This window comes from Pseudomonas sp. BE134 (assembly GCF_031456105.1).
Taxonomy (GTDB): Bacteria; Pseudomonadota; Gammaproteobacteria; order Pseudomonadales; family Pseudomonadaceae; genus Aquipseudomonas.
This window is the reverse complement of record NZ_JAVDUA010000041.1, coordinates 1-19231: the sequence shown is the minus strand read 5'-3', so window position 1 is coordinate 19231 and position 19231 is coordinate 1. Positions and strand designations below refer to the sequence as shown.

Sequence of the window (19231 nt, the reverse complement as noted above, 5' to 3'; positions counted from 1 at the left end):
CTGAACAAGAAGACGGAGAACGACATGCACATCAACAAGCTTTTACTAGCAGTAGCTATTGGCGCGGTCTTGTCGGCGTCCACCGTATTGATACCGGACAGTCTGTCCAGTATGTCGACCGCTCAGGCCAAGGATGGTGGCAGTGGCGGCGGAGGGGGTGGCGGTAGTGGCGGTGGCGGTAGTGGCGGTGGCGGCAATGGCGGTGGCGGCAGCGGTGGCGGCGGCGGCAATGGCGGTGGCGGCAGCGGTGGCGGCGGCGGCAATGGCGGCAGCGGTGGTGGCGGCGGCGGCAGCGGTGGTGGTGGCGGCGGCGGTGGCAGTCACGGTGGTGGCGGCAACAGCGGCGGCAGTGGTGGAAGCGGTGGCGGCGGCAGTCACGGTGGAAGCGGCAGTGGCGGCAACAGTGGCAGCGGCGGTAATAGCGGCAGCGGCCATAGTAGTAGCGACCATGGTTCGAGCCATTCCGGCAACACAGCCTCCTCCAACTCCGGGCGCAGTGGCACGCACGCCGAACCGGGCGACGATCATGGCGTTCATCGTTCCGGTGAAGTGGCCCACGACAATGGCGTCCATCGCTCCGGTGAAGTTTCCCACAACAGAAATGGCGCTCTTCGCTCCAGTGAAGTGTCCCACAACCAAAATGGCGTTCATCGCTCCAGTGAAGCGGCCCACGACAATGGTGTTCATCGCTCCGGTGAATTGGGCGATGACCGTGGTGTACACGCCAATGGCGAAGTCGGTGACGACCGTGGCGTACATGCCAACGGCGAAGTCGGCGACGACCGTGGTGTACATGCCAATGGCGAAGTTGGCGATGACAAGAGGAGCTGATAACCGCTAAACACAGCAACCCCGCAAATCCCCTGTGGGAGTGAGCCTGCTCGCGATAGCCATGGGTCATTCAACATCGATGTTGTCTGACACTGAGCCATCGCGAGCAGGCTCGCTTCCACAGGGGTTGTGTGTGAGGCTTAGAGCACATCCTCAGCCTGATCCAGGCGCTCGCGCAAAAACTCGATCAACGCCTGCACCGGGCGCGAACTCTGACGGTGCTGCGGATACACCGCCGACAACGTCAATGGCTCAGGCCGAAACGCATCCAGCACCGGCACCAGCCTGCCATCCTTCAAGGCGGCACCGACGATAAACGTTGGCAAGTACGTAATCCCCATCCCGGCAATCGCCGCGTCCTTGAGCAACTCACCGTTGTTGACCCGCATCCTGCCCGTGACATTGACGGTCAGCGGTTTGCCCTGCCCGTCGAACCGCCATTGCACCTGACGACTGTGGCCATAAGGCAGACAGTCATGGCTGTGCAGGTCTTCGGGTTTGAGCGGCGTACCGCGCTCGGCCAGGTAAGTCGGGCTGGCGCAGTACACACGCTGGATCGACGCGATGCGCCGGGCGATCAGCGTCGAGTCCTCCAGAATGCCGATGCGCAACGCCAGGTCGTAGCCCTCACCCAGCAAGTCCACCGGCCGATCGCTGAGGTCCACTTCCACGGTGACATCGCGATAACGCTGCAAGAACACCGGCAGGAGGCAACCCAAGTGCGCCACCGCAAAGGACAACGGTGCGCTGATGCGAATAGTGCCCCTTGGCTCGGTGGTCTGCCCGGCAATGCCCTGCTCCACTTGCTCGACTTCACCCAGCAGGCGCAAGGCTGACTCGTAATAACTGTGCCCCAGCGGCGTGGCGTCCAGCCGCCGCGTCGAGCGATTGAGCAAGCGCACACCCAGGCGCTCTTCGAGCTGCATCAAACGCCGGCTGACGAACTGCTTGGACAACCCCAAATGATCAGCCGCAGCGGTGAAGCTGCCGGAGTCCATGACCTGGCAAAAAATACGCATGTCTTCGAACGGGTTCATTGTCACACTCTGGTTGACAGACAAACACTTTATAGCCGCTTTCGCTTATCGGCACCCTATTGATCCTACGCCCGGCTCCTGTAGCAGCTGTCGAGCAGCGCGAGGCTGCGTTCGGCTGCGGAGCAGTCGTAAAACCTGAGTGCGAGTTTTGTCTGACACACCGCAATGTTTGAACTCACGACTGCTACGCAGCCGAACGCAGCCTCGCGCTGCTCGACTGCTGCTACAGGAGCTGGACGTGGGCTCGGCAGTTGCTACAGACAAAAAATGCCCGCACATGGGCGGGCATCTTTCATTGCAACAGGGCTTACTTCGACGTCAGCGCCGAATAGCTGTTCATCAAATTGCGGTAGTTCGGAATGCGCGGCGACAACAGGTTCGCCAGGCCTTCCATGTCGTTACGCCAGTCACCTTGCAGTTCGCAGGCCACTGAGAACCAGTTCACCAGTTGTGCACCGGCCGCCGACATACGCGCCCAGGCGGCTTGCTGCACGGTTTCGTTGAAGGTGCCCGAGGCGTCGGTGACGACGAACACTTCAAACCCTTCCGCCAGCGCCGACAGTGTCGGGAAAGTCACGCAAACATCAGTCACCACGCCGGCGATGATCAACTGCTTGCGGCCCGTGGCTTTAACGGCGTTGACGAAGTCCTCGTTGTCCCAAGCGTTTATCTGGCCTGGACGCGGGATGTAGGGCGCGTCCGGGAACAGTTCTTTGAGCTCCGGCACCATCGGGCCGTTCGGGCCGTTTTCGAAGCTGGTGGTGAGGATGGTCGGCAGTTTGAAGAATTTTGCCAGGTCCGCGAGGGCCAGCACGTTGTTCTTGAATTCGTTGGGTGAGAAATCCTGTACCAGTGAGATCAGGCCGGTCTGGTGGTCAACCAACAGGACAACGGCATCGTCTTTGTTCAGGCGTTTGTACGGAACGTTGCTCATGTGAAACTCCTCGGTGGATGTTTATCGCTCAGGGCGTCGGCCAACACGGCCGGCGCTTTTTATTTGATCGTCAGAACGCGAAGCACGAGCAGCCAAAGGCGCCCCAGAAACCGGCAAAATCGCTGACCGGGGCGTTCGACAAACGGGCCTTTTCATGGCTATGTGAATGAACGCCACAGGGTCCGCTGCAATGGTGAACCTGCGCCTGCATCGGCGAATCCGGACGCCAGTGGCCGGGCACTTTCACCACCGGCGACCAGTCCGGCAACACCGGCACACTCGCCGGCCCAAGTTTTTCGAAGTCGCCGGCGGCATACACCACCTTGCCGCCAACCACCGTCAACACCGACTCGATCCACTTGATCGCTTCTTCGTCGACGCTGAAAAAATCCGCGCTAAGCGCCGCAACGTCCGCCAATTGGCCGACCTTGATCATGCCTTTCTTGCCTTGCTCGGAAGAAAACCAGGCGCTGCCGTGGGTGAACAGCTCCAGCGCGGTCTGCCGGGACAGGCCCTCGGCGTGCAGCTCAAGCCCGCCCACGGTCCGGCCGCTGACCATCCAGTACAGCGAAGTCCATGGATTGTAGCTGGACACTCGCGTGGCGTCGGTGCCGGCGCCGACTGGTACGCCTTCGGCCAACATGCGCTTGATCGGCGGTGTCGCTTCAGCGGCTTTGGCGCCGTAGCGCTCGACAAAATACTCACCCTGAAACGCCATCCGGTCCTGAATCGCGATTCCGCCGCCCAACGCCCTCACCCGCTCGATGTTCTGCGGGGTGATGGTTTCGGCGTGGTCGAAAAACCACGGCAGGCCGTTGAACGGGATGTCGCGATTGACCTTCTCGAACACGTCGAGCATGCGACTGATCGATTCGTTATAGGTGGCGTGCAAACGGAACGGCCAGCGCTGTTCCACCAAGTGGCGCACCACCGGTTCCAGCTCGTCTTCCATGCTATGTGGCAGGTCCGGGCGCGGTTCAAGGAAGTCCTCGAAATCCGCCGCCGAGAACACCAGCATTTCCCCGGCACCGTTGTGCCGCAGGAAATCGTCGCCCTGATGCAGGGTCACGCTGCTGGTCCAGTTCTTGAAGTCGGCGAGTTCTTCTTTCGGCTTCTGGGTGAACAGGTTGTAGGCGATGCGAATGGTCAGTTGCTGGTCCTTGGCCAGTTGCTCGATCACCTGATAATCGTCCGGGTAATTCTGGAAACCACCGCCGGCATCGATGGCGCTGGTCAGGCCCAGACGGTTGAGTTCGCGCATGAATTGGCGGGTCGAGTTGACCTGATACTCCAGCGGCAACTTCGGCCCCTTGGCCAGCGTCGAGTACAAAATCATCGCGTTGGGCCGCGCGACCAGCATGCCGGTCGGCTCACCGTTGGCATCGCGCACAATCTCGCCACCCGGCGGGTTCGGCGTTGTGCGGGTGTACCCCGCCACGCGCAACGCGGCACGGTTGAGCAAGGCGCGGTCGTACAAATGCAGGACAAACACCGGCGTGTCCGGCGCGGCCTGGTTCAGTTCTTCGAGGGTCGGCATGCGCTTTTCGGCGAACTGGAATTCGTTCCAGCCACCGACCACCCGCACCCATTGTGGCGTCGGCGTGCGGTCGGCCTGCTCCTTGAGCATGCGCAAGGCGTCGGCCAGCGACGGTACGCCTTCCCAACGCAGTTCGAGGTTGTAATTCAAACCGCCACGGATCAGGTGCAAGTGCGAGTCGTTGAGACCAGGGATGACGCAGCGGCCCTTGAGGTCGATGACCTGCGTACCCGGCCCGCGCAGGGCCATGGCCTCGGCATCGGTACCGACCGCAACAAAACGACCGTCGCGGATGGCAACGGCACTGGCGAGCGGATTTTCACGGTCAACGGTATGAAATTGGCCATTGAATAGAATCAGGTCGGCGTTCATCGCGTTTCCTTGGGCTGAATGGACGGAGATAACCAGGGCGCGAACAGGCGCGTCGCCATCGGCATGAACAGGTACACCACCGACACCACAATGGTTAGCGTGATCAGGAATGTCGCCACTACGTAATTGGAGAGGAAGGCATTGAGCTGCAGCAGCGGCCCCCAGATCAGTGGCACCAGCAAGGTGTGCGGCAGAATCACCAACAGCGTCACCACGGCCTGTTTCCAACGCGGAGGCGGTGGCGACTCGGTGTCGGTTTGCGGCGCGAACCAGAATTCCTTGACCGGGTTAACCTCGGTCTGGTCGCCGTCAGCAAGCATCGGCGTGGCTTCGCGGACCAATTCCTGTCGCTGTGGCGAATCAAGCCAGCGCTGCATCGCATCCGTGGTGCAAAAGCGCAATACACAGGTGTACAGGTCGAGGCCGGCGTTTTTACCGCGCATCACGTCGACACCCAAGTGCCCCTCCTGCTGCCCGGCGATGCTGACAATGTTGCGCAGCCAGGCTTCGTAAGGCACTTCAAAGCCCGCCTTCACCCGGTGCTTGATGACCAGGGTCACGACTTCCTCAAAACGATTGGACTCAGGCATACCGTAGCGCTCCGGCGAATCGGACAGTGAACGCCTGCGTCAGCGTGACGTTCGCGCCCAGGTGGAAAGGGTCTTTGATGACTGGCAGTTGAGCGCTGTAGTTAAGCAGCTTCGGCAAACCGCGCATCCACAGCGGGAACAAACTGCTGCTGACCCGCAAAAACAAGAGCGCAAAATCCTGGACCCGCTCATCCCGTCGCGAAGCGTTCATGGGCAACCTGCACAAATGAAAAACCACCGGCAGCGAGGTGCCGGGACATCATTCGATAGTGCCGGGGTGGGGACGGGGAAAATTGGATGGGTGTGCTCTTTTTGTGGATGCTCCGGGATTCATCTTCGTTGCTGGAAGGTTTTTGCCAGGCACAAAAAAACGGCCTCGCTGAGGCCGTTTTTTTTCAACGGACAACGTTACTGCGGATCAACAATATCCAGTGCCCGATTCACTGCCAGCTCAGCCAACATGATGTTCTGTTGAATACCGAGCATCGTGTTGCGATGCGGCCCTTCCATCAGCCCGGCGAAATCGCTGGCCATGACGCTGGCCGAGGCCAGGGATTCGCAGGCATTGACCAATAGGGTTTCGGTGTCGACACCGGGGGCGATGAGGTAAATGGTGCTGGGCTTGTGCGGTGGGAGAAGCTTGGGATTGAGGCGATCGCAGGGGGAAACGTTGTCGGATTCCGGGGGATTGGGTGTGGCTTTGAACATGGTGAATCTCCTTTGGAAAATCGGGCCACCAGAACTTGTCGCTAAACAAGTAAGGGTGGCAACTGTATGCAGGTTAGCGAACCGGTCAAAGGCAACCCGGCAGACCCTGGGGCCTCCCGCATACAGCCGCCATAACGTAATTGCAGACGACAAAAGTCTGCAACGAAGTCAGGAGCACTGATGCACTTTGAATAGTCCGGGTCGCTATACCCGATCGCTGATTGGCAGCGATAGGGAAACGATAAAGATCAGCTTCAAAGCACACAAGCCGGCGGATTCTGGCGTAGTCGTAGGCAACGGCGCAAGGCGTTGTAGCTTTCAGGAAGTAACGCTAAACACGATTAAACACAGCCTTCGGATCCGCACACAATGGTTCGGTGAATGTCTGGGGAAATTGGATGGATGTGCAGTTTTTTTGGATGAGCACGCAGCCAAAGACCTGCGAAGATCCCCTGTGGGAGCGGGCTTGCTCGCGAATGCGGTGTGTCAGCCAACATCAATGCTGAATGACGTACCGCATTCGCGAGCAAGCCCGCTCCCACAGGGGCCGGTGTATGCCAGGTGGAATTTTGTCAGTCCGGGAGGCCGCCGCGTTCAGGCCGGAATCGGCAAAGGCGCGGACATGAACTCGCTGATGCGCGAGCGCAACCAGCGCTCTGCCGGGTCGTTGTCGTGCACCCCGCTCCACGCCATCGAAAGCTGCGCCGCATCAATGGGGAACGGCGGATCTTCAGCCCGCAACCCACAGCCTTCCACCAACGCGCACGCGGCGTAGTCCGGCACGGTGGCGATCATTTCGGTGCCGGCGAGCAACGCGCGCAAGCCGCTGAACTGCGGCACGCCCAGCACCACGCGGCGGCAGCGACCGAGCTTGGCCAGGTCGTGATCGATGTTGCCGCTCAAGTCGCCAGAGAACGACACCATGGCGTGAGGCCGTTCGCAATATTCATCCAGGGTGAGCGTGCCCGGTCGCTTGTCCCCGCGAAGCACTTTGCAGGGAATGTCCCGCAGTTTTTTGCGCTTGGCGTTGGCCGGCAGGTCGGTGGTGTAGCTGACGCCCACGGAGATTTCCCCGGAGGCCAGCAACGCCGGCATCAGCAGGTAGTTGGCGCGGCGCACAACGACCACAATCCCCGGTGCCTCTTCTTGCAGTTGGCGCAATAACGGCGGAAACAAACCGAACTCGGCATCGTCCGACAGCCCGATTCGAAACACATCGCAACTGGTGGCCGGCTCGAATTCCTTGGCGCGACTGACCGCGCCGGAGATCACGTCCATCGCCGGCTGCAATTCCTTGAGAATCGCCAGCGCCCGCCCGGTCGGCTCCATGCCGCGCCCGTTGCGCAGCAACAGCGGATCATCGAACAAATCGCGCAACCGCCCCAACGCCGCACTCACCGCCGGCTGGCCCATGAACAGTTTTTCCGCGACGCGGGTCAGGTTCTTTTCGAACATCAGGGCCTCGAAAATCACCAGCAGGTTCATGTCGACGCGGCGCAGATCGTTACGGTTCATAGGCACGGTTCCCTTGTGTGTTGAGCCAGGCATGAAGCGGTGGACTTTACTCGATCAGCGATCACGCGCAACGCCACCGGATGACGTCGATCGTGCAAGTACCGCGCCCGAAAAATAGCAGAAATGTGCTGAGTTTGCGCCTTTTGCGGTGTTGCGCACGGACGGAATTAACAACGTTTAACTCGCCCGCCAACGCCCCGCGACGAAGAATGAAGCTCACCGACACGGATATTTGCCATGGCCCATTCTCAGCAAAACGCTGCCATCGCGGCAGTCACTGAATCGCCAAAGAAGGCCACTGGCGGCTTGACCCCGTGGCGCGAAAGACTGGCGAAACAACTGATCCTCGACGGTCTCGATGAAACCGTTGAGGTGACTGAACTGGCACGGGCTTGCGCCCTCTCGCGCAGTCATTTTTCCCGTGCGTTCAAGTGCAGCACCGGTTACTCGCCCCAGGACTGGATTCGTCACCAGCGGATTGCCCGAGCCAAGCAGCTGATCCAGAACACCGACCTGACACTGACGCAAATCAGCCTCGAATGCGGCTTCTGCGATCAAGCGCACTTCTGTCACATCTTCACCCGTAGCGAAGGCATCAATCCGTTTGCCTGGCGCTGCCGTACGGTGCGGTCACACCCCCACCACGCTGCCTGCTCCGCTCAACTTCACGCGCAATAACGCCCCACGCTGCACGCCGGGTAAATACCGTCTTGAACCTCACCGGGCAATCGCGTTTTGTCAGGCAAATCCCAGTCGCAGCCTCGCGTTGCTCGTCAGCTGCTACAGGGAGGGTGGTGAGTCAGAGATAGTTGAGGGGACTTGCAGCTGTCGAGCACCGCGAGGCTGCGTCCGGCTGCGAAGCAGTCGTGAAATCAGGCGACGCGGTGTTTCAGAAAGGCCGCGTGTGCAGGGTTTACGGCTGCTTCGCCGCCGAACGCAGCCTCGCCGGGGCTCGACAGCTGCTACAGGGGCCGGGGCGCCTGTAGCAGCGTGGGTTAACCCTTGAGGAATGCCAGCAAATCAGCGTTGAGCTGATCCTTGTGGGTATCGGTCAGGCCATGGGGGGCGCCCGGGTAGATCTTGAGCGTCGAACCTTTGACCAATGCTGCCGAGGCAATGCCTGCCGCTTCAATCGGCACCACCTGATCGGCGTCGCCATGCACCACCAGGGTGGGGATGTCGAACTTCTTCAGGTCTTCGGTGAAGTCGGTTTCGGAGAACGCCTTGATGCAGTCGTAGGCGTTTTTGTGGCCGGCGGCCATGCCTTGCACCCAGAACCAGTCGATCATGCCTTGAGAGGGTTTGGCGTCCGGTTTGTTGAAGCCGAAGAACGGCCCGCTGGCGAGGTCGATGTACAGCTGCGAGCGGTCGACCAGTGACGCCTGGCGGATGCCATCGAACACTTCGATGGGCAGACCGCCGGGGTTGGCTTCGGTCCTGAGCATCAGCGGCGGCACCGCCGAGATCAGCCCGGCCTTGGCCACGCGGCCAGTGCCATGGCGACCGATGTAGCGCGCCACTTCGCCACCACCGGTGGAGAAGCCGAACAGCACGGCGTTTTGCAGGTCCAGCAACTCGATCAACTGCGCCAGATCGTCGGCGTAGGTGTCCATGTCATTGCCGGCCCACGGCTGGCTGGAGCGCCCGTGCCCACGACGGTCATGGGCGATGACGCGGTAGCCTTTGGAGGCCAGGAAGATCATCTGCGCTTCCCAGCTGTCGGCATTCAACGGCCAGCCATGGCTGAAGACGATGGGCTGACCGGTGCCCCAGTCCTTGTAGTAAATCTCGGTGCCGTCTCGGGTGGTGAACGTACTCATGCGATATCTCCTTAGCGAAGGTTGGGGGTGAATCAAAGCGGTGAGTGGCTCATGCGTTCGGCCAGCCGGGCCACCCGCTCGCCCAGATGCGCGGCGGTGCAGCGGTCTTCCGGCGGCGGTGCCAATTCGGGAGGTTGTTCGACATTTGACTGGGACATGGCACCCAGCGAGCTGCCCAGGCGATTCATCTGCCCATCGAACACGCCGTTACCGGAGCGAGCCGGCAGCACGTCGAGGCCGACCCAGATCATTGAGTGTTGGGCGGCGAACACCGCCAGCTGCAGCAAGGTGTTGAGTTTGTCGCCGCACAGGCTGCCGGAGTTGGTGAACCCGGCTGCCAACTTGTCGCGCCAGGGTTGGGCCAGGTAAAACGCCGCAGTGGCTTCCATGAATGCTTTGAAGGGTGCCGAGGCGCTGCCCATGTAGGTCGGCGCACCAAAGATGATCGCGTCGGCGCGGTGCAATCGGTCCCAGTGGTCTTCCACTTCTTCAACCGGAATCAATTGGCAGGTGCTGCCCAAGTGCCGTTCCACCCCTTGGGCGACGGCCTGCGCCATGACCCGGGTGTGCCCGTAGCCGCTGTGATAGACCACCACCACGTTGCTCATTCCGGCGTCCTCATGACCATGAATCCCTGCTTTACTGCAATCTATGTGGGAACGCCGCCCGGAGCCGGCACGCTCCCACAGGAATCGCATTACGATTACCGGTGGACGTTGAAGAACAGAGTTTTGGGCGCAGACCAGACGCAAGACGAGTTAAACGTTGTTAATTTTCCATGGCGCGCCAAAAACCATAACGCTGTCTTTGCTACCGTAAACACGGCACAGGCTGCGTTTACCCGGTACAGGCAGTCGCAGCAACCACCCCCAATTGCCGGTCACCCGGATTGCGCTGATCAAAAAACCTGCGGAATATGTTCGAAAAACCCGTCCCGGATGGATGCAAGCTGGAGTGCCCCGTTGACCCTTTCTCCCGAGCAGGCTGTGCATTTCGGCCCCTACCGGGTCTACCCCGGACAACGTCTGGTGATGGAGGCTGACCAGCCCCTGCGCCTGGGCCGACGGGCCATGGACATCCTGTTGATTCTGCTGGAGCACGCTGGGCAGGTGGTCAGCAAACAGCAACTGATCGCACAGGTCTGGCCCAAAAGCGTGGTGGAAGACATCAACCTGCGGGTGCACATGGCGGCGTTGCGCAAAGCCCTCGGCGATGGTCAGGCCGGCCAGCGCTACATCGTCACCGTCGCGCAGCGCGGCTATAGCTTTGTCGCGCCCTACTCGCTGGAACGGATCGAGCAACACCCCGACACCGAAGCGCCAGTGCCCGACGGTCATAACCTGCCCGTGCGCGGTACTCGCCTGATCGGTCGCCAGTCCCTGGTCGACACGCTGGTGACGCAACTGGCACGCCAGCGTTTCATCACCCTCGTCGGCCCCGGTGGCATCGGCAAGACCACCGTGGCCCTGCGCGTGGCCGAGCAACTGATCGGGCGCTACCGGGACGGCATTCGCCTGCTGGACCTGGCACCGATCAATGATCCGTTGATGGTCACCACGCATTTGGCAACGCTGCTGGATTTGTCCCTGCACGACGGCGAACCCATGAGCGAACTCGCTGCCTACCTGCGCGACCGGCAGATGCTGCTGGTGATCGACAATTGCGAGCACCTGCTCGACGCCATTGCCCTGCTCTGCGAAGGCATCCTGCGGGGCGCGCCGCACGTGCACATTCTGACCACCAGCCGCGAGAGCCTGCGGGCCGAAGGCGAATTCGTCCAGCGCCTTGAAGCGCTGGATTGCCCCCCGCCCATCGCTGTGCTGGACCGCGCTCAGGCCATGACGTTTTCGGCGCTGCAATTGTTTGTCGAGCGGGCGATGGCCAGTCACGACAGCTTTGAATTGAGCGATGAAGAACTACCACTGTTGATCGACATTTGCCATCGACTGGACGGGATTCCGCTGGCCATCGAGCTCGCCGCCGCGCAAGTCCGCAACTTTGGTTTGAGTGGACTGCTGGAACAGTTGCAAGGCAGTTTTCGCCTGCTTACTCAAGGGCGTCAGCCGGCGTTGGGCCGACACCAGACTCTTCGCGCCACGCTCGACTGGAGCTTTGAACTGCTGACGGACTGCGAGCAAAACTGCCTGCGCCGCTTGGGCGTGTTCAGGGGCGGATTCACCCTGGAGTCGGCCGCCGCCGTGATCGTCGGTGAACACATCGACCCCGACAAGGTGTTTGGTGCGGTCACCCAATTGGTGGCCAAGTCGCTGCTCAACGTGGAAGTGGGCGATGAAGAGGTGTTCTATCGCCTGCTCGACACCACACGCAGCTATGCCCTTGATAAACTCGGCCAGTCCACCGACTTGGCGGACACGCAAACCCGCCATGCTGAACGCTGCCTGGCCTTGATGAATCAGGCCCGCAATGACTGGGAGCACATACCCACCAGTGCGTGGATCGAGCGTTATGCCCGTGGCCTGGAAGACATTCGCGCGGCGCTCGATTGGGGCTTGAACGGACACGGGCAGCAAGCACTGGCTATACGCCTGACCGCAACGTCGGCGCCGCTGTGGCAGGAGCTGTCGCTGCTCAAGGAACACGGCGTGTATGTGCGCAAGGCCCTGACGTTGCTCGATGAGACGTCCGCCCCCTGCCTTCAGCTGAAAATGGCCCTGAAGCTCGCCCTCGGCAGCTCCTGTTACCACGCCCAGGGTGGCACGCAGGAAACCATCGAAGCCTTTGTCAGCGCCAGAAACCTGGCCAGACAGTGCAGAGACGTGGTCGGTCAACTGCGGGCGGTGTCCGGGCACATGGCGGTCAACCTCAGTTGCGGCAACTATCAAATGGCGCTGGAGCAGAGCCAGCAATTCGACCGGTTGGGTGCACAAGACGATGCCGTGCTGTCGCTGAGCACTCACCGCTTACGGGTGCTGGCCCTGCACTTTGCCGGGAATCAGGAACAAGCAGGGGCGGATGCCCGACAAGTGATTCGGCGCATGGCCCAGAGCGGCCACCTCAACCGCTTCACCCACGGTTTTGGCGTGCAATACGATCAGAGCGTGGCCGCTCTTACGATTCTGGCGCGCATCTTGTGGTTGCAGGGCCAACCGGAGCAAGCCTGGCGCACGGCACGGCAAGCGCTGGACATCGCGATCCAGATCAACCATGGCACCTCGATCTGCTACACCCTGGCCCTGGCCGGCTGCCTGATCGCCCATTACAACGGCGACACCCGCAGCGCGCGCGAGCTGCTGCGCCTGCTGCTGGAGCAAGCGCAAAAGCATTCTGTGCTGCTGTTCTACACCTGGGCGCGCCACTACGCGCAGGTGATCGAGCCGGCGCAAGCGCGATTGCCAGCTTCATCTGGGTCCGGGTTGATCAAGGACATCATGGTCACGCTGGACAACGATTTCGTCGATGAGGCCTTGCTGCATCGAGCGGATACAGGCACCGCAGGCTGGAGCACGGCGGAAATCCTGCGGGCCAGGGCGAACACGCTGCTGGCAAAGGATTGCCCGCTGCAAAACCAGGCGGCCGAGGCCGTGCTGATCAGGGCGCTGAACGTGGCAAGAAGCCAAGGCGCCCTCGCCTGGGAATTGCGCAGCGCCACGACACTTGCACAGCTTTGGAAACGTCAGGGCCTCTATCAGCAAGCCCATGAGTTGCTGGCGCCGCTCTACCAGCGGTTCACCGAAGGCTTTACCACACCGGACTTGATGAAAGTCCGCCGGTCACTCGACGAGTTGCAATGCCACCTGCCCGCCTGACGTGGAGCTCGCGCGGCTGATATAGCGGGCATAACGCCTTTCAACATCGCGCAACGCCCCATTGTGTTCGAGTTTTTCCAGGGCATAGGTGCGGGTGGTGTTGAGGAAACGATACCGGCTCACACCGCTACCCTGCTCCAGCGATAACAGTGATTTGAGCGCCAGGCGTTCCACCGCGTTCCTCACGCGATCAGGCAGCAGCACCGCGCTGCTCATCACGTCGATGGCGGTGTCCAGGGTGAAGGCCTTTTGGAACACCGCCAGGTGCTGCAATACCGTCTGCTCTATCGGGCTCAGCCGTTCATAGCTCCAGTCCAGCGCGGCTTTCAAGGTTTGATGCCGAGGGACGGCGGTGCGCCGCCCCAGGGTCAGCAGTTGAAAACAGTTATCGAGTTGGGCTTGCAACCCCACCAGCGCCAACGCGTCGATTTGCGCGGCGGCCAATTCAATGGCCAACGGCAAACCATCGAGCCTGCGGCAGACTTCACCCACGGCCATGAGGTCCTGTTCACGCAGAGCAAAGCCTTGTTGACGGGCACGGGCGCGACTGACGAACAGTTGCACCGCCGAATACCCCATGACTTGCGCAACACTTTGCAGTTCGCAAGCGGGCGGGACCACCAGTGGCGGTAAACGCACGACAGTTTCCCCCGCGGCCAGCAGAGGCTCGCGACTGGAGACCAGAATCGACAACCGGGGCGCCGCGATCAACAGGCTTTCGACTAATGCCCGGCAACGCTCAAGCAGGTGCTCGCAGTTGTCGAGTACCAGTAACGCATGGCGTTGTGCCCATCCATCGAGGGGCATCCCGAGGTCCAGTTCGAGGGTGCGCCTCAGGTGGTCAAGCACTAGCGCGGGATCATCAATCGCCCCCAGATCAACCCGCCAGACACCGTCGTGATAGTGCTGCAACAACAGTTCGGCCACGCGCAACGCCACCGTAGTCTTGCCGATCCCGCCGGGCCCGACCAGCGTCATCAGACGTCGCACCGGCAATTGCCGGACCAGACTGCCGACAATCGCGTCACGGCCGATCACCGGCGTGAGTCGGGCAGGCAGGTTGTGTGGAGTTTTTGGAAGCATCTGGATCGACACAGGCCCGCCCGCCGGCAGGTGCTGTACCGGGGCAACAAAGCTGTACCCGCATTGAGGAATGTTGACGATGTAGCGCTGACCGTTGTGCCCATCGCCCAAGGCGCGGCGTAGCGCAGCGATGTGTACGCGCAGGTTGATTTCTTCGACCACCGACGTCGGCCAGACCAGGGCTATCAATTCGTCCTTGCTGACCACCGTCCCGGCACGCTCGACCAGCACCTGCAAAATGTCCAGTGCCCGCCCGCCCATGCGCAGCGGCCGATCACCTTCCAGGATCAGACGTTGCCGCTGGTGAAACGCGTAGGGGCCAAAACGCAGCACCGCTTCGCTGTGTATACGTGTGAGACTGTTCATGCACGTTCGCGTGCTGAAAACCTGGTCCGGCGCAAAGTGTCGCAAACATCCTTCGCACTCGCCCTCCAGGCTCCCGCACCTCCATTGCAAAGAGTTCACGGGTATCTTGGCAGACCTCAGTGACGGTTCAACGGCCACGAAGGGAGCGTGCCGGCCATCACGGTGCGTGCAACGGACACAACGGGCTAGCTGAACTGTTCACGGTATTGGCTGGGGGTCAGGCCGAGCTTTTCACTGAATAGAAAACGCATGTGCCGCACACTGCCGAAGCCACTTTTGAAGGCCACGGTCTTGAGCGGCACATCACTGGTTTCCAGCAGGCTCCTGGCGCGGTCGATGCGTGCGTTTTGCAAAAACTCCATGGGCGTCATGTTCACTTCCCGGGCAAAGACCCGGGTGAAGTGCCGTGCACTCATGGTTGCCAGACCGGCCATGCGTTCAATGCTGAACGCTTCGTCCAGATGTTCGAGCACATAGTTTTGCAGCCGGGTGATCGGGGTTTCATGGGGAGCGACCGCGGCCATCAACGGGCTGAATTGCGCCTGGCCGCCCTGGCGTTTCATCACCACCAGCAGCACTTTGGCTACATCCTGCGCGACTTTTTTGCCATGGTCTTCGGCGACCACCGCCAGCGCCAAGTCGATGCCGGCGGTTACGCCGCCGGAGGTGATGAGATTGCGGTCCTGCACATAAATCTGATCGGTCTGCACCGTGGCCTTGGGAAAGGCTTTGATCAACCGTTCGGTGTAATGCCAGTGAGTGGTCACGCGATAACCGTCGAGCAAACCGGCGTGCCCCAACAAAAAGGCGCCGGTGCAGATCGAACCATAATGCCTGGTGCGATCCACAGCGCCCTTGAGCCAGTCGAGCAACGGCGGGTGTTTTTCGTTATAGGCACCGGGACCGCCCGGCACCAGCAGCAGGTCGTAAGCTTCAATCGCCTGATCAATGTGCAGATCGGCCTGAACCCTGACGCCGTTGGACGCACGCAACGCGTCAAGCTCGGTGCCGATGGTCGTGAGTACGTAGTGATCAGCCGGGGACAGGTATCGGTTGGCGATGGAAAACACTTCCATGGGACCGGCCATGTCGAGCAGGAGAAAGTCCGGAAACAGCACCATAGCGATGGTTTTCATGGATTAATAATCACTGAAGTCAAAGGAAGTTCCATCGGCTGAAAACCAATCCAAGCGAGCCTGCTCGCGAAAGCGGTCTGTCAGTCACCAGCAGTGCTGAATGTGACACCGCCTTCGCGAGCAGGCTCGCTCCCACAGGGGGGAATGTACCCGGCATTAAAAGGGTGCTGTGCATTATGGGCAATCATGGCATCAGCGTCGGATAAGAATACGTGATCACCCGCACACAATCGTCAACCCTAAACAGACAGTGTTTCAATTTTCACCTACTTATTGCATCCACGAGTAATCATTAACCTTCTCCTCACTCGGACGAATCAACGTCCCCACAGGAGATTTCATCATGCTGACCCTTCGCAAAGCCTCTGATCGCGGCGCGGCCAATCACGGTTGGTTGAAGTCGTTCCATACCTTTTCCTTCGCCAACTACCGCAACCCGAAAGAGCAGGGTTTTTCCGACCTGTTGGTGATCAACGATGACCGCGTGGCCGCCGGTAAAGGTTTCGGCCAGCACCCGCACCGCGACATGGAGATTTTCTCCTACGTGCTCGACGGTGCGCTGGAACACAAGGACACGCTGGGCACCGGTTCGGTGATCCGCCCCGGTGACGTGCAGTTGATGAGCGCCGGCAGTGGCGTGGCCCACAGCGAGTACAACCACTCGGCGACACGGCCCGTGCACTTTCTGCAAATCTGGATCGTGCCAGAGGTGAGCGGCGCCAAACCGCGCTATCAGCAGGAGCACTTCAGCACGCAAAAGAAACGCGGGCGTCTGCAACTGATCATCTCCCCCGACGGCGACAAGGGTTCGCTGAAGGTGCGCCAGGATGCACGGGTGTACGCCGCGCTGATCGACGGCAAGGAAAGCGCCGCGCTGGAACTGGCCGCCAATCGTTATGCCTATGTGCACGTGGCCCGAGGCAGCGTCGAACTCAATGGTGTGCAGTTGCAGGAAGGTGACGGCGTGCGGGTTCGTGATGAGCAAGTGCTGACGTTGAGCAACGGTGTGGATGCTGAAGTACTTGTGTTCGATTTGCGCCCGCAAGAACTGCCTGAGATGCCATAAGATCAAGAGCTCGCAGCCTCGTTTCACTCGGCAGCTGCTACAGGGTTTTGCGTACACCTGCAGCTGTCGAGTGAAACGAGGCTGCGAGCTTTTCGCCGTCACTCACCCGTCCCGGAAAACACCGCGACAATTTCATCAATCACCGCCCGCACCCGCGCGGTGTGCCGCAAGTCGGCGTGGGTCACCAGCCAGACGTCATAGGGCAACGGTCGCGTGCGTTCCGGCCAGAGCCTGACCAGTCCGTCCCTCTCCCCCATGTATACCGGAATTTCCCCAAGCCCGATGCCCGCGGCAATGGATCGACGCACCAGCAGGCCGGAGCTCAGGCTCGACACAATCCGCCCGCGCGTCAACGGTTCCGACACCAGTGTCATGTCCTTGTGGCTTTGCAGGTACGGCTGATACATCACCAGATCATGCCCCTCAAACGCCGAACCCGGCGCCGGTACACCGTGTGCGTCGACATACGCCTGAGACGCAAAAAGACCCACCGGCCAGCGGGCGATTCGGCGCGCGATCAGGTCCGGGTTATCCGGCCGGGTATTGCGCACGGCGATGTCGGCTTCGCGTTTGGCCAGGCTGAGAATCTGCGTCGAGGCGTCCAGTTGCACGCGCACGTCGGGGTGCTGCTGATGCAGGCGCGCAATGGCCGGGATCAGGAAATCGATGGCCATGGAGTCAGTGGTGCTGACCCGAACGAGCCCGGTCAACCGGTCGTCCAGCCCTTGGATCTGCCGCTGCAGTTCCAGTGCCGAGCGCTCCATTTTTTCCACCGCCGCCAGCGCCGCTTCGCCGACGGCGGTGAGTGCGTAGCCTTCGGAGGTGCGCAGAAACAACGTCGCACTCAACGACTTTTCCAGCGCCGTGATGCGCCGGCCCACAGTCGCTTGATCAACCCCCAGCACCCGCGCTGCGCCGCGCAGTGTCGACTCTCGGCAAACCGCCAGGAATACCCGTGCGTCATCCCAATTCATGCGGCTCCCTCAGTGATGCATATACGCATCACCATAGCGCAAAATCGCTGCGTTAATGCATTGGACACTCACGATAGGCTGAAGGCCAGTGTCAACCTCACAGGAGCCTTCTCATGCACAGCTCATCGACTACCTCGCGCAGCGCGATCTGGCTGCCAATCTTTGCCGGCCTCAGCGCCAGCCTCGTCAGCATTGGCCTGGCGCGGTTTGCGTACACGCCATTGATTCCATCGTTGATTCAGGCGCACTGGTTTTCCGCCAGCGACGTGGTGTACCTCGGTGCCGCCAACCTGGTCGGCTATCTGATTGGCGCCCTGATCGGCCGCCCCGTCGCGCAGCGCACCTCCAACAAAGCCGCGCTGCGACTGATGATGTTTGCCGTGACCTTGTCGTTCTTCGCCTGTGGCTTTCCCTTTTCAGTGAGCTGGTTCTTCGGCTGGCGCCTGCTGTCGGGCATTGCCGGTGGCGCGATCATGGTGCTGGTGGCCGCGACGGTACTGCCACATGTACCGGCGGCGCGCAGAGGATTGGCCAGTGGCGCGATTTTCCTCGGTATTGGCTTGGGCATTGCCGGTTCGGGGACGATTGTTCCGCCGTTGCTGAGCCTTGGCTTGCAACAAACCTGGTTCGGCCTTGGTCTTCTATCTTTGGTTCTCACCGCCGCCAGTTGGTTTGGCTGGCCGTCAGAGACGCACCACGCTGCCGCTACGCCAGCAGTCGCAGAGCCGAAGACGGCCACTGATCCACGGGTTTACCTGCTGTTCGCTCAATACGCATTCATGGCCGCAGGGCTGGTGCCTGCGATGGTGTTCCTGGTGGATTACGTGGCCCGCGGGCTCGGTGCCGGGCAGCACGTCGGCGCGCTGATTTGGGTGATGTACGGCCTTGGCGCGATTATCGGGCCGGTCAGTTATGGGTTTCTGGCGGACCAACTCGGCGCGAAGGTCAGTATTCGCGTGGTGCTGGTGATACAGGCAATTGCCGTTGGCCTGTTGGCGATCTCAAGTTCTTTTACGGCGCTGGCCTTGCTGGCGGTGCTGCTCGGCTCGTTCCCGCCGGGCATCGTCCCCTTGGCGCTGGCACGGGTTCACGAACTGATCCCGCAACATCACCAGCAGCAAGTGGCCTGGAGTCGCGCGACGGTTTCGTTTGCAACGTTTCAGGCCCTCGCCGGGTTTGCCTATTCGGCGCTGTTCAATGCTAGCGGCGGTCATCACGCTTTGTTGTTTGTCATCGCGGCCGGTGCAATTGTGGTTGCGCTGCTGCTGGAACAGGGCATGCGTTTGCTGAGCCGTCGTGATGGTTTGATGCCCGCATTGAACTGAATCAGCGCCACCTTATTGGGAAGATTGTGTTGAAGGTGGATTGATCGGGCTCCAGTAAGATCAGCTTTGGCAGCTATGGCCCCATCGCCAGCAGGCTGGCTCCCACATCTATGGTTACCCCCTTTTCTGCAATACTGTTTTTGATGCCGTGTTTGGCTTGCTTTCATCTA

At 60.8% G+C, this 19231-nt stretch carries 16 protein-coding genes and 1 pseudogene; 5 read left to right on the top strand and 12 right to left on the bottom strand.

From position 1 onward, the window contains the following. Positions 1–24: 24 nt before the first annotated feature. Positions 25–831, top strand: coding sequence for a hypothetical protein (locus J2Y56_RS26240; RefSeq protein WP_310353608.1), 807 nt, complete (start codon positions 25–27; stop codon positions 829–831). A gap of 140 nt (positions 832–971) precedes the next feature. Here J2Y56_RS26240 and J2Y56_RS26235 read toward each other — a convergent pair whose 3' ends face one another. From J2Y56_RS26235 to J2Y56_RS26200, 7 genes and pseudogenes are all read right to left on the bottom strand, one after another. Beyond that, positions 972–1868 carry a LysR family transcriptional regulator gene (locus J2Y56_RS26235; protein WP_310353606.1) on the bottom strand — a complete coding sequence of 299 codons (897 nt, stop codon included), beginning with the start codon at positions 1866–1868 and terminating at the stop codon, positions 972–974. Between the two features lie 307 nt (positions 1869–2175). Next, positions 2176–2802: an isochorismate family cysteine hydrolase YcaC gene (ycaC, locus tag J2Y56_RS26230; RefSeq protein WP_007947033.1), complete on the bottom strand. Its 627-nt coding sequence runs from the start codon at positions 2800–2802 to the stop codon at positions 2176–2178. A gap of 70 nt (positions 2803–2872) precedes the next feature. Then, positions 2873–4711: an amidohydrolase gene (locus tag J2Y56_RS26225; RefSeq protein WP_310353602.1), complete on the bottom strand. Its 1839-nt coding sequence runs from the start codon at positions 4709–4711 to the stop codon at positions 2873–2875. Beyond that, a complete protein-coding gene (locus tag J2Y56_RS26220) occupies positions 4708–5301 on the bottom strand; it encodes an antibiotic biosynthesis monooxygenase (RefSeq protein ID WP_007947036.1) in 594 nt (197 codons plus the stop codon). Before J2Y56_RS26220 ends, J2Y56_RS26225 begins: the two co-directional genes overlap by 4 nt. Before the next feature lie 31 nt (positions 5302–5332). Beyond that, a pseudogene (locus J2Y56_RS26215) lies at positions 5333–5512 on the bottom strand (LysR family transcriptional regulator); the annotation flags it as partial. Between the two features lie 197 nt (positions 5513–5709). Beyond that, positions 5710–6009, bottom strand: a complete 300-nt coding sequence (locus J2Y56_RS26210) for a DUF6124 family protein (RefSeq protein ID WP_007947038.1) — start codon at positions 6007–6009, stop codon at positions 5710–5712. 594 nt (positions 6010–6603) lie between these two features. Next, a complete protein-coding gene (locus J2Y56_RS26200; RefSeq protein WP_007947039.1) occupies positions 6604–7524 on the bottom strand; it encodes a LysR family transcriptional regulator in 921 nt (306 codons plus the stop codon). Between the two features lie 237 nt (positions 7525–7761). Here J2Y56_RS26200 and J2Y56_RS26195 point away from each other — a divergent pair, with 237 nt between their 5' ends. After that, positions 7762–8202, top strand: a complete 441-nt coding sequence (locus tag J2Y56_RS26195) for a helix-turn-helix domain-containing protein (RefSeq protein ID WP_007947044.1) — start codon at positions 7762–7764, stop codon at positions 8200–8202. 317 nt (positions 8203–8519) lie between these two features. On the opposite strand, the gene J2Y56_RS26190 is transcribed toward J2Y56_RS26195, so the two are convergent. Together J2Y56_RS26190 and J2Y56_RS26185 are read right to left on the bottom strand one after the other, a co-directional pair. After that, positions 8520–9344 (bottom strand): alpha/beta fold hydrolase, encoded by an 825-nt coding sequence (locus tag J2Y56_RS26190; RefSeq protein ID WP_007947045.1) that lies wholly within the window; start codon positions 9342–9344, stop codon positions 8520–8522. Between the two features lie 32 nt (positions 9345–9376). Continuing rightward, positions 9377–9952: a flavodoxin family protein gene (locus J2Y56_RS26185; RefSeq protein ID WP_310353598.1), complete on the bottom strand. Its 576-nt coding sequence runs from the start codon at positions 9950–9952 to the stop codon at positions 9377–9379. 354 nt (positions 9953–10306) lie between these two features. Here J2Y56_RS26185 and J2Y56_RS26180 point away from each other — a divergent pair, with 354 nt between their 5' ends. Continuing rightward, complete coding sequence (locus J2Y56_RS26180) at positions 10307–13111, top strand: winged helix-turn-helix domain-containing protein (protein ID WP_310353596.1); 2805 nt, start codon at positions 10307–10309, stop codon at positions 13109–13111. Here the strand turns inward: J2Y56_RS26180 and J2Y56_RS26175 are convergent. Both J2Y56_RS26175 and J2Y56_RS26170 read right to left on the bottom strand, forming a co-directional pair. Beyond that, a complete protein-coding gene (locus J2Y56_RS26175; RefSeq protein WP_310353594.1) occupies positions 13076–14560 on the bottom strand; it encodes a winged helix-turn-helix domain-containing protein in 1485 nt (494 codons plus the stop codon). The genes J2Y56_RS26180 and J2Y56_RS26175 overlap by 36 nt on opposite strands. 185 nt (positions 14561–14745) lie before the next feature. Further along, on the bottom strand, positions 14746–15696 hold the full coding sequence (locus tag J2Y56_RS26170) for a GlxA family transcriptional regulator (RefSeq protein ID WP_007947049.1): 951 nt from the start codon (positions 15694–15696) through the stop codon (positions 14746–14748). Positions 15697–16039: 343 nt separating this feature from the next. On the opposite strand from J2Y56_RS26170, the gene J2Y56_RS26165 reads away from it, so the two are divergent. Then, positions 16040–16762, top strand: a complete 723-nt coding sequence (locus J2Y56_RS26165; protein WP_007947050.1) for a pirin family protein — start codon at positions 16040–16042, stop codon at positions 16760–16762. A gap of 98 nt (positions 16763–16860) precedes the next feature. On the opposite strand, the gene J2Y56_RS26160 is transcribed toward J2Y56_RS26165, so the two are convergent. Next, positions 16861–17736: a LysR family transcriptional regulator gene (locus tag J2Y56_RS26160; RefSeq protein ID WP_310353588.1), complete on the bottom strand. Its 876-nt coding sequence runs from the start codon at positions 17734–17736 to the stop codon at positions 16861–16863. A gap of 113 nt (positions 17737–17849) precedes the next feature. Here J2Y56_RS26160 and J2Y56_RS26155 point away from each other — a divergent pair, with 113 nt between their 5' ends. Continuing rightward, positions 17850–19061, top strand: coding sequence for a YbfB/YjiJ family MFS transporter (locus tag J2Y56_RS26155; RefSeq protein ID WP_310353584.1), 1212 nt, complete (start codon positions 17850–17852; stop codon positions 19059–19061). Positions 19062–19231 lie beyond the last annotated feature (170 nt).